This is a genomic window from Bacillus sp. UNC438CL73TsuS30 (assembly GCF_000482325.1).
GTDB lineage: Bacteria > Bacillota > Bacilli > Bacillales > Cytobacillaceae > Neobacillus.
Map to the genome: position 1 here is coordinate 1,304,696 of NZ_KI535295.1, position 14,969 is coordinate 1,319,664.

At 36.1% G+C, this 14,969-nt stretch carries 16 protein-coding genes; 10 read left to right on the forward strand and 6 right to left on the reverse strand.

Going from position 1 to position 14,969, the window contains the following annotated elements; translation table 11 throughout:
- Positions 1–59: 59 nt before the first annotated feature.
- On the reverse strand, positions 60–1,172 hold the full coding sequence (locus tag M028_RS0120325) for a GerAB/ArcD/ProY family transporter (RefSeq protein WP_026575510.1): 1,113 nt from the start codon (positions 1,170–1,172) through the stop codon (positions 60–62).
- Positions 1,173–1,695: 523 nt separating this feature from the next.
- Between M028_RS0120325 and M028_RS0120330 the strand changes: the two genes are divergently transcribed.
- From M028_RS0120330 to M028_RS0120340, 3 genes are read left to right on the forward strand one after another with little or no spacing between them, the layout of a single operon-like run.
- Positions 1,696–3,213 carry a spore germination protein gene (locus M028_RS0120330; RefSeq protein ID WP_051591184.1) on the forward strand — a complete coding sequence of 506 codons (1,518 nt, stop codon included), beginning with the start codon at positions 1,696–1,698 and terminating at the stop codon, positions 3,211–3,213.
- 4 nt (positions 3,214–3,217) lie between these two features.
- Positions 3,218–4,318, forward strand: coding sequence for a GerAB/ArcD/ProY family transporter (locus tag M028_RS0120335; protein WP_026575512.1), 1,101 nt, complete (start codon positions 3,218–3,220; stop codon positions 4,316–4,318).
- Positions 4,315–5,418: a Ger(x)C family spore germination protein gene (locus M028_RS0120340; protein ID WP_026575513.1), complete on the forward strand. Its 1,104-nt coding sequence runs from the start codon at positions 4,315–4,317 to the stop codon at positions 5,416–5,418. The genes M028_RS0120335 and M028_RS0120340 overlap by 4 nt, the downstream gene beginning before the upstream one ends.
- 701 nt (positions 5,419–6,119) lie before the next feature.
- Here the strand turns inward: M028_RS0120340 and M028_RS0120345 are convergent.
- Positions 6,120–6,671, reverse strand: coding sequence for a helix-turn-helix domain-containing protein (locus M028_RS0120345; RefSeq protein WP_026575514.1), 552 nt, complete (start codon positions 6,669–6,671; stop codon positions 6,120–6,122).
- Between the two features lie 79 nt (positions 6,672–6,750).
- Between M028_RS0120345 and M028_RS0120350 the strand changes: the two genes are divergently transcribed.
- Positions 6,751–7,476, forward strand: a complete 726-nt coding sequence (locus M028_RS0120350; protein ID WP_026575515.1) for an AzlC family ABC transporter permease — start codon at positions 6,751–6,753, stop codon at positions 7,474–7,476.
- Positions 7,473–7,799: an AzlD domain-containing protein gene (locus M028_RS0120355; protein ID WP_026575516.1), complete on the forward strand. Its 327-nt coding sequence runs from the start codon at positions 7,473–7,475 to the stop codon at positions 7,797–7,799. The genes M028_RS0120350 and M028_RS0120355 overlap by 4 nt, the downstream gene beginning before the upstream one ends.
- A 75-nt stretch (positions 7,800–7,874) precedes the next feature.
- Here the strand turns inward: M028_RS0120355 and infC are convergent, their stop codons facing one another.
- Positions 7,875–8,351, reverse strand: a complete 477-nt coding sequence (gene infC / locus M028_RS0120360; protein ID WP_051591122.1) for a translation initiation factor IF-3 — start codon at positions 8,349–8,351, stop codon at positions 7,875–7,877.
- 249 nt (positions 8,352–8,600) lie between these two features.
- Here infC and M028_RS0120365 point away from each other — a divergent pair, with 249 nt between their 5' ends.
- Entirely contained in the window at positions 8,601–9,416 is an 816-nt protein-coding gene (locus M028_RS0120365; protein ID WP_026575518.1) for a lipid II flippase Amj family protein, read from the forward strand.
- A gap of 275 nt (positions 9,417–9,691) precedes the next feature.
- Here the strand turns inward: M028_RS0120365 and M028_RS32220 are convergent, their stop codons facing one another.
- Positions 9,692–9,784 (reverse strand): YjcZ family sporulation protein, encoded by a 93-nt coding sequence (locus M028_RS32220; protein ID WP_081810797.1) that lies wholly within the window; start codon positions 9,782–9,784, stop codon positions 9,692–9,694.
- A gap of 344 nt (positions 9,785–10,128) precedes the next feature.
- Here M028_RS32220 and M028_RS0120375 point away from each other — a divergent pair, with 344 nt between their 5' ends.
- Positions 10,129–10,626 (forward strand): DinB family protein, encoded by a 498-nt coding sequence (locus M028_RS0120375; RefSeq protein WP_026575519.1) that lies wholly within the window; start codon positions 10,129–10,131, stop codon positions 10,624–10,626.
- 71 nt (positions 10,627–10,697) lie between these two features.
- Positions 10,698–11,114, forward strand: a complete 417-nt coding sequence (locus M028_RS0120380) for a VOC family protein (RefSeq protein ID WP_026575520.1) — start codon at positions 10,698–10,700, stop codon at positions 11,112–11,114.
- Between the two features lie 170 nt (positions 11,115–11,284).
- Here M028_RS0120380 and M028_RS0120385 read toward each other — a convergent pair whose 3' ends face one another.
- Complete coding sequence (locus M028_RS0120385; protein ID WP_026575521.1) at positions 11,285–11,917, reverse strand: MOSC domain-containing protein; 633 nt, start codon at positions 11,915–11,917, stop codon at positions 11,285–11,287.
- A 263-nt stretch (positions 11,918–12,180) separates the two neighbouring features.
- Between M028_RS0120385 and M028_RS30535 the strand changes: the two genes are divergently transcribed.
- Entirely contained in the window at positions 12,181–12,480 is a 300-nt protein-coding gene (locus M028_RS30535) for a sigma-70 family RNA polymerase sigma factor (RefSeq protein ID WP_051591123.1), read from the forward strand.
- Between the two features lie 555 nt (positions 12,481–13,035).
- Here M028_RS30535 and M028_RS0120405 read toward each other — a convergent pair.
- Positions 13,036–13,830 (reverse strand): hypothetical protein, encoded by a 795-nt coding sequence (locus M028_RS0120405; protein WP_026575522.1) that lies wholly within the window; start codon positions 13,828–13,830, stop codon positions 13,036–13,038.
- Between the two features lie 227 nt (positions 13,831–14,057).
- On the opposite strand from M028_RS0120405, the gene M028_RS30540 reads away from it, so the two are divergent.
- Complete coding sequence (locus M028_RS30540; RefSeq protein ID WP_051591124.1) at positions 14,058–14,876, forward strand: DUF5995 family protein; 819 nt, start codon at positions 14,058–14,060, stop codon at positions 14,874–14,876.
- The last annotated feature ends 93 nt before the right edge of the window (positions 14,877–14,969 follow it).

The window sequence follows — 14,969 nt, forward strand, 5'->3', positions numbered from 1 at the left end:
ATTAAGTAGCGATAATTTCCTTTAAAAAACAGCCATTAGCAATATAAATGGCTGTTTTTTCAATTTATATTTTTATCAGGTTTTTTCTTCCTATTTCGAAAGAATGCGATAAGCAGTAAGATGCTTGGAATGATAATTTGTAAAGGCAAATTTAAAAGGTATGGATAAAAGTTAAAATTCTCCTTGACAAATTCAGCATACGTCGATGCCGTGGTTATGGATGCAAATACCACAATCATTCCAATTGGAAACGACAATTTTTCCTTTTTTTTAAACTGAAATAGATCTGCTGTACCCGCAACTGCTGCATAAAAATACAATGATATTTTAAAGAAACCGCTAATGATCAGGTAGAGCAAAAAAAGAACATCCAGCCGCTCGATAAAATTGGCCAGTTGAATTCTTGAAACGGTTGTTAACAATGGGAAGTTTGAGCGGGTATACATTTCTGGCCCTATGGTTGAAATGGTAATAATCGCGGTAATTATAATATTAATCCCGCTTAAAATCATCCCGCCAATGCAAACAAATTTTATTTTCTTTCGTTCCTTCACAAATGGGTATATCATCGTGAAAACAACTATTTCTCCAAAAGGGAATGTAAGTGTGCCAGGGAGAAACTCTTTAAATATTGGTTTCCATCCATTTTCAAGGATAGGCTTTAGAAATTCAAAATGGATTAACCCGGAAAAAATAATTAATAGAAATCCAAATATGGCCATTAAATAAATAATGCCAAAATAAATCTGTCCTACTCTTGCGATTACCTCCAAGCCTTTATGTATGCCATAGAGGATGGTCAGAATCATCAATGAATTAATGATAAATAACGGCGTACTTGTATAAACAGTCGTTACCAAGAGTTCCCCAAAATCTCGTAATACAACGGAAGCAGTATAAATAAAATAGCTGATATAGAATAAACCTATAATCCGGCCAGGCCATTTTCCGGCAATTTTTTGTATATAGCTGGTTAGAATTAATTCTGGATAAAACAGAAACAGACGATAGTGTATAAAGAATACGATCAACCCGCCTGCTAACCCTAATAAAATGGCAATCCATGCATCCTGTTTTGCATTTGCTCCTAGACCAAAGAGGATGGAACTACCCATTTCAAATAAAAATACTAGAACGAAAAGCTGGGATGCGCTAATTTTAATCTTATCCATTACTATATTTCCCCTTGGCTTTGGGTTATTTTGTACTTTTCCAAAGCACTTTTTCTTCTTTATTATACGAATTGCTTCTTGGGCTCCCGCTGAATTTCTTTTCAACCAGTTGATTAATTTTTTAACACAGCAATATTAATCAAATCGATAGGAATAACATACTCTCCTCATTTTGCACCTTTTTTGTCCTAATTTGAAAACATCTCCAAATATTTTCCCTAATATTGGGTAGGTTGTCACATATCCACCAAATTATTCAAGTTGCCTTAGTCCGAAAACGAAACACTCACACTAAGTGTGACATATTTTTAAAACATTGTTTTTTTTAATAAACTGCTCCTATGAGCAGTTTTTTTATGTCAAGTGTAAAAACAGTTCGCTTTATAGTCCGAACCACAGCAATAATGGATAGGGAAGCGAATAGAATATTTTTCCTTTAAGAATGCATATTAAAAACATAATCTTAATGCAAAAGCTGAGAGGGACGGAGAGGATGTTTCATTTTAAGAAGTTTTTAAAAGGCATGGGCTCTTCTGGGGGCAAACAAAATAACAAATATTTAAATCTTGAATTGAAAAATAGGCAAGATGATGTCCTTTCTGCGGATTTAACTCAAAATACAGAAAAACTTCTCCAGCTATTTTCTCAAGCACCTGATTTAGTCATTCGTCGATTTAAAATTGCAGGGAATTCGACAGATGCCGCTTTAGTATACTTGAAAGGATTGACGGATAAAAATGCGATCCATTATCACGTTCTGAAGCCTCTGATGCAAAGCTCTTTCGACCCAAATCAGGAACTGCCAATCACATTGGGAGAAATAGAAATCGCCTATACATATAGTCAAATCGAAGAGGCTATTTTAGGAGGAGAAAGCATCTTATTATTAGGTGGTCAAAACTCAGCCTATCAATTAGCTACAAAAGGTTGGCCGCAAAGAGAAATAAAAGATCCTCAGAATGAAATCTCTCTAAAAGGGGCCCATCAAGGATTTGTTGAAACCGGGAGTCAAAATATTGCATTAATTCGCAGGTATATCCCCCAACAGGAATTACGATTGAAAGAGATGACAGTTGGTATTAGGGGGAAATCAAAAGTTTCCATTTTATATTTAAGTGATGTAGCTTCTGAAGAGGTGCTAAGAGAACTAGAAACACGGATCCAAAAAATTAATGTGGACGCCATCATTAATACCGGTGAACTGATTGAGTTCATTGAAGATAATCCATTTTCACCCTTTCCACAATTTATCTTAACTGAGAGACCTGATTCAGCTGTATCCCATATTCTTCAAGGGAGATTTGCTATTATTTTGGATCGCTCCCCGAGCGTAATAATTGCTCCAACCAATTTTATGTCTTTTTTTCAGGGGATAGATGATTACGGAACACGTTGGTTAGTTGCTTCCTTTATCCGACTATTGCGTTTCATTGCCTTAATGATTGCTCTATTTTTGCCCGCGACGTATGTTGCGTTTATCTCCTTTAATTTTGAGGTCATCCCGATGAAGCTCTTGTTATCGATTGCAGAGTCCAGGATACAAGTTCCACTCTCACCTGTGATGGAAGCGATTCTTATGGAAGTGACCTTAGAATTAATGAGGGAAGCGGCACTCAGGCTTCCCACTCCAATCGGCCAGACAATTGGAATTGTGGGCGGCATTATCATTGGTCAAGCGGCGGTTCAGGCAGGGATTGTAAGCAACATTATGATCATAGTCGTAGCCATTACAGCCATCGCTTCTTATAACATCCCCAATTATGATATGAGTTCTTCCATTAGACTATTGAGATTTCCGATGATGCTAGCGGCTTCCTTGTTTGGTGTAATTGGGATTGTAATCGGAGGGATGACCTTAGTAGGCCATTTAATCAGTCTTGAATCGCTGGGCACTCCTTACGGAAGTCCTTTAGCTCCTTTTAGAATTACCGATATGAAGGATGCCTTTATGCGTTTTCCTTTATGGGTAATGAAAAAACGCCCGAAAGGCACAGGGGCTAATCGAATGATTCGGCAAGGGAAAAATCGCACTAAAAGGTGAGAAAATGAAAAAATATGCCTATAATGAAATCACCCTTATGCAGTATATTTTCCTAATTAATGGAACGCAGGTGGGAACGGGCGTTCTATCTCTTCCGCGTGTACTTGCAGAAAAAGCAGGAACAGACGGTTGGATTTCTTTACTCATTGGATGGTTTTTTTCTGTAATGGCGAGTATCTTTATTATTAAAACGGTGGAAAGATACCCAAACGATACCCTTTACGAGATTCTTATTCGATTATTCGGAAAGATTATTGGGAAAGCAGTAGTCATTGTTTACATGTTGTACTTTGCTTTTTATGGTGGGACTATTCTTGTAAACGGCTGCCTTTATATCAAGGCATGGTTTCTGCCTAGAACCCCCGATTTCATCATATTATTATTATTCTCAATTCCGACTTTTTTGGTTGCCCGCAACGGGATTCGCATTTTAGGCAGATATTCGGAGTTATCTTTTTACATGGTGATGTGGATTCCACTTTTTTTCTTGATACCGCTTAGGGATGGAAACTGGCTGCACTTTCTTCCATTACTTAAAGAAGGATGGAAACCAGTAATATCAGCAGTACCTACCACAGCTTTTTCCTTTTTGGGATTTGAAGTGGCATTCTTCTTGTACCCTTTTTTACAAAAAAAGCAACATGCTGTTCTCGGAATTACCATTGCAAACACCTTAACTATGTTGTTCTATTTATTTGTGACGATTGTCTGTTTTGCCTATTTTAGCCCCGATGGGATATTAGAATTTAATCAACCCGTCCTGAATTTACTTAAATTAATAGAATTTCGCTTTTTGGAGCGGTTTGACATGATTTTATTGGCCCATTATCTGATTGTTGTTTCTACAGCATGGATGCCTTGCGTATACTTTGCAACATTTTGTTCTAGTCAATTACTGGGAAAACAGGATCATAGCCCACATGTAATCATCTTATTATTAATCATTATTGGCTTGGTATTTTGGTTTCAGCCTACCTGGAATGAATCTGAAAAATGGCAAACGATGATTGTTAAAGGCGGGCTGCAATTGGCTTATGTTGTTCCTCCTTGTTTATGGGCTTATAGCTGGATCTATGAAAAGTACCGTCGGAGGGTAAACCTTTGAAAAGAAAAATATTAGGTTGTTTATTGCTCTCGGTTTTTATGTTGACCGGATGTGTGGACCAAATCAATGTGGAGGATGTCACTCTGACACTTATCCTTGGTTTAGATTTGGATGAGGATAATCATTTAGTGGTGTACATGACAAGTCCTGTCTTTAATAAAGAAGCGCAGATGAAGGAGGAGAAAGTCGCTGTAAAAGCCTATACGGTTAGAGATTCAAGGGAACTATTTGATACCACGGTGATGGCATTGACATCTGGAAGTAAAACTCAATTAATTTTAATCGGGAAAAAGCTTTTAAAACAAAAAAACTGGATAAGGTACATCGATCCCTACTATCGAGACCCAAAGAATACGGTAACCACACGAGTCGTTGCAGTAGACGGGCCTGTATCGGACCTAATTTTTTTTAGGCCGAAGGACAAGCCTCGTCTCCCACTGTATTTAGCAAATTTAGTAGATACCGCCTACAGAAGAAATGTAACGGTAAAAACAACCCTTCAAGAATTTCATGAGCAAATGATTGAAAAGGGGAAGACCGCTAGTATTACCGAGATGAAAAAAAATAGCAAAATCATGTTGACCGGAACGGCTCTTCTGGATGAAAACGGCCTATACAAGCTAACGATCAATCCACACGAAAACAAATTATTACGAATCTTGCAGAACAAAAAAAGAGGAGATTTTCCATTTACCCTTTCAGTCCCGTTGAAACCGAATGGACAAGAGAAACATTGGTTAAGCTTTGGCACACAAAGCATCAAGGTAAAAACAAAGGTAAGGTATGACGGCCACTATATTTTTGACACCAATATAAAAATGCGTGTTTCTATTACAGAAATGCTTTTTCCTTTCAATGTAAGGAAAGATGCAGCCAAACTCGAAAAGAGTATTCAAACAAAAATGAAAGCAGATTTTGAGCACTTAATAAAGAAAACGCAAGAAGCGAAAATTGACCCTTTTGGCTATGGTCTATATGCAAGAGCATATACGTATCCAGAGTGGAAAAAAGTACAAAATCAATGGGATGAAACTTTTTCTAAGGCAGATGTAAACGTTAAAGTAAATGTAATCATTAGCGGAATGGGAACCATTAAGTAAAGATTACTTCAATCTATTAAGTCTTTTTCTAGACAAAAAATTATAAAAAGGCTCTTTTCTTAAACTTTGTTGTTCTTGATATAATAATTGTTCAATATTGATGCTCTTTTCGGACAACATTGAAGCAACCAAGGGTAAACGTGTCCGAATGAGGGGTTCATTCGGACAACTTCGATGAAGCCAATGGCAAACGTGTCCGAATCAGGAGTTCATACGGACAGCTTTGTTTGAAGCTAAGGGCAAACGTGTCCGAATCAGGAGTTCATACGGACAGCTTTGTTTGAAGCTAAGGGCAATCGTGTCTGAATGAGGGGTTCATACGGACAGCTTTGTTTGAAGCTAAGGGCAATCGTGTCCAAATCAGGGGTCCATTCGGACAGCTTGTTTGAAGCTAAGGGCAATCGTGTCCAAATCAGGGGTTCATACGGACAGCTTTGTTTGAAGCCAAGGGCAATCGTGTCCGAATGAGGGGTTCATTCGGAAAACGCCGAAGAATCCAATGGCAATCATGTCCGAATGCATGCCTTAGGTTAAAAAGTTTACTATTAAATCTGTTCGAAAAACAACAATCTTTGCGAAAACAGCCATAAAAAAAGACCAATAATTGGTCTGAGAGGTAGTGGATTGGTTAACATTTTTTTGTCATTCATTCTGATGTAAATTCTCCTCAATTTATATTTTATATCAAATAGTCATAGAGATTAGTCGGGATAAAAGATAATGATGTAGAATCTAACCAGTTCATCAGAATCGTTTATATAAATGTGTTCAGTATTTGCATGAAATTTAATTGACTCATCCGTATTTAATACAAGCTTCTCGCCTTGAACTTCGAGTGTAAGGATTCCCCGTTGGATCAGTACATATTCTTCACCTATATGTTTTTCAGATAGATGACTAAATCCTGGCTTAAGGTCCACAGTAAAAATCTCAAACTTTTTTTCGGGGTTAAATGGGAAGAGAGAATAGACAAGATAATTTCCATCATTATCAATCATTGGAGTAAGTTGATCCATGTTTATTTTTTCAATTTGCGGCTTTTCATTTTCCTTTAAAAAAGCAGAAAAAGATACGTGTAATCCATTTGCGATTTTCCAGAGAGTGGTAACCGTCGGATTTGATTTTCCATTTTCAATTTGACCTAACATGGCTTTACTTACTCCAGTTAGTTCCGCTACACTATCTAAACTCAATCCTCGCTTTTTTCTTATTTCGGCAAGATTACTAGCTATAACCTCTTGAATAAACTCCATACATAATCTCCTTGACTCTTTATTGTATTCATTATAACATACGTATGAACAATATAACAGACGAAAGAGTGGGGGAACGATGATTGAATTAGTAAACGAAGTGAACAGCGAAGAGAATCTCCCTACATTTTCCCAGGGTGTAAAAGATTGTATCCCAACCTTAATAGGTTACATCAGTATTGGAATTGCGATGGGGATTGTTGGAGTTTCCTCTAATCTAAGTATTGTAGAAATTACTCTATTAGCTGCATTAGTTTATGCAGGTGCAGCTCAGTTTATTATTTGTGCACTGTTAGTATCAGGAAGTCCGATTTCAGTGATTGTATTTACAACTTTTATTGTGAATTTACGGAATTTTTTATTATGTATGACATTGGCTCCTCACTTTACAAAATATTCTTTAATGAAAAATATCGGGATCGGTGCTCTTGTAACAGATGAATCGTTTGGTGTTGCCTATAATAAAATGGCTAAAAGGGAAAGTGTTAATGCTAAGTGGATGAATGGGTTGAATGTTACAGCTTATTTATGCTGGATCGTATCTTGTATGCTGGGTGCCATTTTTGGCAAATGGATTTCAAATCCAAAAGTATTTGGATTAGATTTTTCATTAACCGCGATGTTTTTGGCATTACTTGTTTTACAATTACAAACGATACAAAAAAGTAAGTTAAGGTTTTATCTATCATTAATTATTTATGTTGTGGTTGCCATGTTGGTTCTATGTATGTTTGTTCCTTCATATATAGCGATTCTATTATCGACCATTATAGTTGCAACGATTGGAGTGCTAAAAGACAAATGAGTATGAATTTAACCATTTTATTCATCATTTTAGGGTGTGCCATTGTCACCTTCGTTCCGAGAATCATTCCTTTTTTAGTGATAAGAAATGTAAATCTGCCAAAAGTGGTGATTAAATGGCTTTCGTTTATCCCTATTTGTATTTTTACTGCACTTATCGTTGATAGCTTTATCGTTAAAGACCAATTATCCTTACTATCAATTGATTGGGGTGTACTTGCTGCTATTATCCCAACACTTGTGATAGCCTTATGGACAAAGAGTTTATCCGTTACCGTTTTAGTAGGTATCGTATGTATGGCTACTGTTAGGGCTTTATTTTAACCAGAGCTAAAGAAAAAATAGCGTGGAAAGTCTCACGCTATTTTTTACTGAAGCTCCCGATTTTAGGGTTCTTTATTATGGTTTTAACAAAATCGATAACACTCGACCTTGCAAGATTGCGTCTGTTTTAGAATTTACCAGGTGGCTAACTTCTTGGCAAAAATGAGCGAGGAGTTCTTCGCCAATTTTTGAATGGGTGATTTCTCTTCCACGAAATCGAACACTTACCTTTACATGAAATCCTTTTGTTAAAAAGGTGATGGCGCTATTTACTTTTGTTTGTAGGTCATTTTCATCAATCGTGATGGATAAACGTATTTCTTTTGTTACGATGATTTTCTGATTCTGTTTGTTCTGCTTTTCTTTTTTCTGCAATTCAAATTTGTATTTACCGCCATCTAAAATCTTACAAACGGGTGGATCCGATTCAGTGATTTGAACAAGGTCTAATCCCATTTCAATCGCCATGTTAAGCGCTTGAGCGGTGGGTAACACTTGCTGACCGCTCTCTGAGACGAGTCTCACTACTTTTGATTCAATCTCTTCGTTCATAATTATTCTTTTTATAGATCAATTCCTCCTATTTAAACTCATTCATTACAATTTATGATAAGAAATAAAAAATGGTAGGGCGCTTTAACTGTTTCTGGCAATTAGTTAAAGTATGCTCTGGCAAGAGGGGACGTTTCGGCGATCCCAATTTTCTCTTCTTCAACTTATAACTCTACTCTCATCGAAATAATTCCGAAACAAAAGATTTAGTGTATAATACATCTATAATAATTTTTTAAGGAGATGTTTATGGAGTTAATAACAGGTAAGGTCATAATAATATCTCTATTTTTATTGATAATCACAATGATTGAGACATTAGCTTATTCAACAAGGATTTCGGGAGCAAGGGTAAAATTGATTGCCACTGCGTTATCTTTGTTTAGTACCCTAGTAATTATTTCAAGGTTTTCTACAATGATACAGCAACCTCTTACTGCAAAACTTATCGCTGAAGCACCTAATCTAAACAAATTACATTACATAGAGGAACAGTATAGAATTTTAATCGCAGTAACCTCAATTGGAGTGTTGTGCGGGATACTGCTTTTTCCAACGTTCATAAATATTTTTTCAAGAGCCATCATACAACTTTCAAATCAACGTGGTTCAATCATTACACTGTTTGTGACTCAATTCAATCGAAAAAGCATCAGAAAAATAGTAACTTGTTTTAGATTACCAAGATTTTCATATCTAAAGGGAATTACGTTAAAAACCATACCAAAGCGGCTTTTTGTGATTAATGTCATCATTTCCGCTGTATTTACCATCGGGGTACTATCTTCCATTTATGCATCGATGATCGTTCCCAAAGATTATGCACAGGCTGCATTAATGTCATCGGGGATTATAAATGGTATAGCAACTATCTTATTGACATTGTTTATTGACCCTAAAGCTTCCGTATTAGCTGATCGAGTTATGAAAAAACAAACGAATTATATTTACTTAAAAAGCTACTCTTTGACGATGATTAGTTCAAAATTTTTGGGTACAATTGTGGCTCAACTAATACTTATCCCCGCGGCATATTATGTTGCTTGGTTTGCTAAGTGGATTTAATGAGTTCTTTTTCAATTTACAGGTGCTTGAGTTTAACCAAGAGTCGTAGCTGCGACTCTTTTTCTTGTCCCTAAATGGCAGGTTAGTTAAACAAAGGGAGGTTACTTTATTAGAATTAGAGATTTTACCTATTAACCTTTTTGGGTCTATTCTGACTAAATATTACTATATTAATAAATGCCATTAAAGACAAAAAAGAAGCGTAGAATTTACGCTTCTTTTAAAAGTGAGATGAACTCTATGGCTTCGGATTAGGCGTTTTTTTCTTTAAAAGATTAGTATCCTTTCATAAAAGAAGTACCAACAATGATTAATAGAATAAATAGAACAACAATTAATACAAAACTTGATCCACCGTAACCGTACATTATGAATCACCACCTTTATTTAGAGGTACTACATTATATGGATTGTCGATTAACGTCGAAATGGACAAGCGTGGAATTATATAAAAATGGATACTGTAAATTACGAGGATAATACGCATTTGAAAAGAAGGTACCTTGTTCTACGAACGGGTGCTTTTCTTCAATAGTCTTTGCAATAATCTTCAACAATCGTGCCAGATTGTTGAAGAGAGGTTTACAAGAATAGCAAAATATCCTTGGAATAATTAGCCTTTGAGAGAGGTGTTGGTTAGCTGAGCATGATACAATGAATTCGTAGGTTTTGCTAAAAAATTGGTGAAATGTTAATTTAAGGAGGAAGCGGAATGTTTACATCAGTAAATGATTTCTTAAAAGAATGGAAGCAAGAATCAGCTGTTACCCAAAAAGTGCTGGATGTGCTTACGGATGAATCTTTGCATCAGGAGGTTTCTCCAGGGTTATACAGCATTGGAAGCTTGGCTTGGCACATTAGTGGAGCAGCTTACTACTTTCCTTCACAGGTTGGAATAAAATTTGAGATTCCTGATCTTCAAAAAGAGGCACCGACATCAGCTGCTGAAATCAGTGAGACCTACATGATAGTAAGTCAGAGGTTAACACAAGCATTTTCTGAACAGGTTTCAGATGAAAAAATGAACAAAATGGTGAATTTATTTGGAATGGACATGCCAGTACAAGCTGTTTTCCGTCTGCTAATTCAACATCAGGCTCATCATCGTGGACAATTGACTGTCCTTATGAGACAAGCCAACTTGAAAGTTCCTGGCATATATGGTCCTAGCAAAGAAGAATGGGAAGCAATGAATGCTCAAAAAAGCTGATATTGTTGATATAAAAAAGGCCGGCTCCTGCCGGTTTATTGTACAAAAATTTCTCTAGGAGGTAATAAAAAATGGCATTCACATCCAAAAATATCTTTATCAATTTATCAGTAAAAGACGTGAATAAGTCCACCAATTTTTTCAAGGAGCTAGGTTTTGAGTTCAACCCACAATTCTCCGATGAGACCACATCTTGTATGATCATCAGTGACAACATCTTTGCTATGATTATGATTGAAGAACGTTTCAAGGGATTTAGTAACAAGGAAATTGTGGACACTACTACTTCTGCCGAAGCAATTCTCAGCTTTTCAGCTGAAAGTCGGGATCAAGTGGATGAGATAGTAAATAAGGCATTGTCATCTGGTGGGAAATCCTTTAGTGAGCCTCAAGATCATGGATTTATGTATATATGGGGGTTTCAGGATTTAGACGGTCATTTATGGGAAGTTGCTTATATGGATGAAAGTGCAATGAATCAAGAATAAACTTTAAGGTTTAAAGGCGAAGCAAGCTTAATATTTAAAGGGATGATGCCTAAATGGTATCATCTTTTTATATCTAACGTAGCAGTTCGGTACAATAAGATATAAATAAAAAACCTAGCTTTTTAGGCTAGGTTTTATCGCTTTGCACAGTCTTCAACACAACAGAAAAATCATAACAATTTTAAAAATCTATTCCTCCAGTCCTCTGCAAGGGCATCAACTGTCAATATTTTTTCAATTGATGCTTTATCTTGTTTTTGGTGAAAAAGAATTTGTGTGGCAAAAGATATGGATATTTCTTTTGGGTGTTTTTCCAAAAGAGTTATTTCCGAATCGAACATAATCGTTCCCTCTTCCAATACCCGAAAAAAATAACCCGTTAGAGTAGTTTCAATTACTTTCTTTAAAAATTGTTTTTCCTCGTTATAATTGGAGATCGTAACACAAGGTACCCTCCCTTGTGTTATTTGAAGAATAGTATTCCCTATTTTATATATGTCACCAATACAAACCTGTTCTTCTGTCATCCCTGCTGCAGTAAGATTTTCCCCAAAAGCAGGCAGAATAAGCTTTTTTTGAAATACCTCTTCCCAATAAGAGTAATGCTCGAATGGATACAAACATACTACACGGTCTGGTCCCCCGTGAAATTGGTGATTTGCAACATCATCACCAACAATGATAGATTTTTCTACCCTAAAGGATTCTACAGCCGATTTCCCTATTCCAGAAAACTCCTTTTTATTATTCCAATTGTATTCCTTCGGTTTTCCAACAGCTAAATTAATAATTTTTCGATTCAATTTAAATTTACCTCACTTCTACAAAACTTCAAAATCAGTATGCTAATTTAAATTGTATTATACTAGTGTCACTTGAAAAAGGTACAGTTTTAAAAAAAACAATGGGGCAGAATGGGTGGGATAAAAAGAAGGTGGGAAATCCGTGGCAAACTTCTAGCCATAGACAATTTAGGGTACATGATATGCTTTTCTTGAAAAAATTTTAAATTTTGAAACCTTTCTTGATAATAAATTCCACTAATTAGTAAAGGGGGTCAAAAAAGATGGAAAATGAAAGTCACCGGTTAGTTAAAAAAGCAATCAAAGGTAATAAGAGCGCCTTTGAAAAATTAGTTCAGCAGCATTATGATAGAATCTACCGAACTGCCTATCTTTATGTACATAACGAAGAAGATGCATTGGATGTTGTCCAAGAAGCAACCTATCAGGCCTTTACATCTATCCATTCAATAAAAAATCCGGAGTATTTTAAGACCTGGCTGACCAGGATTGTCATACGATGTTCGGGACATGTCCTAAGGAGAAAAAACAACGTTGTTCCTTTCAAGCTTTGTCCCAGCTAAGGAATTAAAACCATTTACTGTTGAACTTCCAGTGGAGAATGAATAACCGTGTGTTACCATATTGTATTGGAGTAATTCTGTTGATTCGTATCATTTATTTGTTTTTTAAAAAAAGAAATAGTCAATAATAATCCAACGGGTGCAATGCTTGAAGATCCAGCTGCATTTTTTGGCGGCTTTTCCAATGAAATAACGGTCGGTAAGAAGGATTTAAACCCAAAATGGAAAATTATACAATTTAGGAAAATTCTATAAGGGGAGTTTTTTTAATGGATAGACAAAGAACACTTTTTTATGGATTAATAATTGGTTTCGCTTTATTAATTGTACCAATTCCACGCTTATTTTTTTGGATTTATGATTTTACTCGTTGATGGTGGTTGGTTTGGATACCAAGAAATGAATGATCATCCTTATGAAGGAATGTCGATTATTCCTGAACAACATGACAATATTCCTTTATTTAAAGGGTTAATTTATAATGAAAGTTTCAGTCCGATTAAATGAATAGTAAAAATAAAAACCAGCCTAATGATAAGACTGGTTTTGCTAAGTTTAAGCTGTTTGCTTTTTATTTTTTCTATCTTGCTCGTTCTTCCTTTTTCTATCTTTTGAATTCTTGTCTTTTGATTTATTTGCTTTAGACCTTCTAAACATTAGAATTAATCCTGCATTGAACATGAGGGCCCAAACAAGTGCGAATTGATTGCCGCTAAAATAGATTCCTACTATCGGAATCAATAGAAATACGATGCCTCTCGGAAAAGAGTATATTCTAGGATTTAGCGCCATCAAAACGGAAACAGCAACAATCAACGAAGTAATCTTGTTATTCCCCAAAAAGGAATGTTGGGTATAATTTACATAGCCGTAATACGCGAATGATCCTAAAACGGCTATTAAGGAAAGATAAAATCTAATAAAGGCACGTTTATAAAAAAGAATCCAAACAGCAGCAAAATTAACGCCTGCACATATTCCAATAGTCATTAAAGTTTCGGTAAAAGGGCTGGCAGGACCTTTCATGTAGTTTAGTAGGAAATGGATGTTATACCACACAGCTGCTACTACTAAAATCTTAAAGACTAGCTTTACCCAGGACATCTCCAACTTCGATTTCGGCGATTTCGTTTTCTTTATCTTTTTTGTCGATCTGGATTTAGATGGGGAGCCACCCTCCGTCTTTTCCTCTACATCTTCTTGGCTTTTTTTCCTGTCCTTAAACGATTGTCTTGATTCTCTAGTAAGTTCCCTTCTCGCTTCCTGTCTAGAAGGGTACTCACTAACTCTATATTCTTCGTCATTCATTTTTTCTTCATGTTGTTCTTCTGAACCTGAATGATATTCCAATGGATCTTCACCTCAAGGATTTTTTAATCATTATAACTATTACTATATTAGTAGGGTAACTAAGCCTTGTCCAATTTTTTCACCTATTCCATAAAAAATAGCTTCATTTTAACCATCGATATGGCATAATATTGAACAAACAAGGGGCGGAAGGATCCGTCCCTTTGATTATGTAATTAAATTTGGAATATCACCAAAGAGATTTTATGAGGTTAGGAGAATGAGAAATGAATCGACCATCCATTACGTTGGGAAATGCCAGGACAATTGATGAAGTCATTTGGCAATTGGACCAAATTATTGCAATGAGTATCCAAAATAAAAGCAAAATCGGCTATTTTGCTTCGTTGTACCGAATGGTAACCGTTCGAGTGAAAACAGGTATTCTGAATAACGAATTTGAAGACGGAGTCAGAATGGAGCGTTTGGATGTATGTTTCGCCAATTACTATCTGAGTGCGCTGAATGACTATTTAAACGGAAAACCGACCAGCCTCAGCTGGCAAGTCGCCTTTCGTTGCACGCGAAAACGAAGACCGATTGTCCTCCAGCATTTACTGCTCGGCATGAATGCCCATATCAATCTCGATTTAGGGGTTGCTGCAGCCATGACCGGTAAAAATGCTGATATTTTATCGCTAAAAGAGGATTTTATGAAAATAAACAGTATTTTGGCGTCGCTCGTCGATGAAGTAAGAAGTGACCTGGATCAGATTTCGCCATGGATCGGATTTTTAGACCGGATCGATCCGAATGCCTCAAAAGCGGTCATCAATTTCAGTATGGAGAAGGCCCGTAATTACGCATGGGAATTTGCGCAGAAACTAGCTGCAGCAAAAGAATCTGATTGGGAGCAGCTCATAATCAATCGGAATCATGAGATTGAAGCAATCGGTAAAAAGGTAGCATATCCTGGGATTTGGATGTTAAAAGCAGGGCTATGGGTGATTCGCCTTCGAGAATCCAGTAATATTGGACGAAATATCGATCTATTGAACCATAATAAATTTGAAACAAAAGCAGAAGGCGGTATTCAATTATTATAAGAAAAAAAAGGGGACTTTTATTTAAGTTCTCCTTTTTACGTTTTGGAAAATTTTTTTAACCCTCTTTTTCATTAACATTAAAATTTTTAAAAG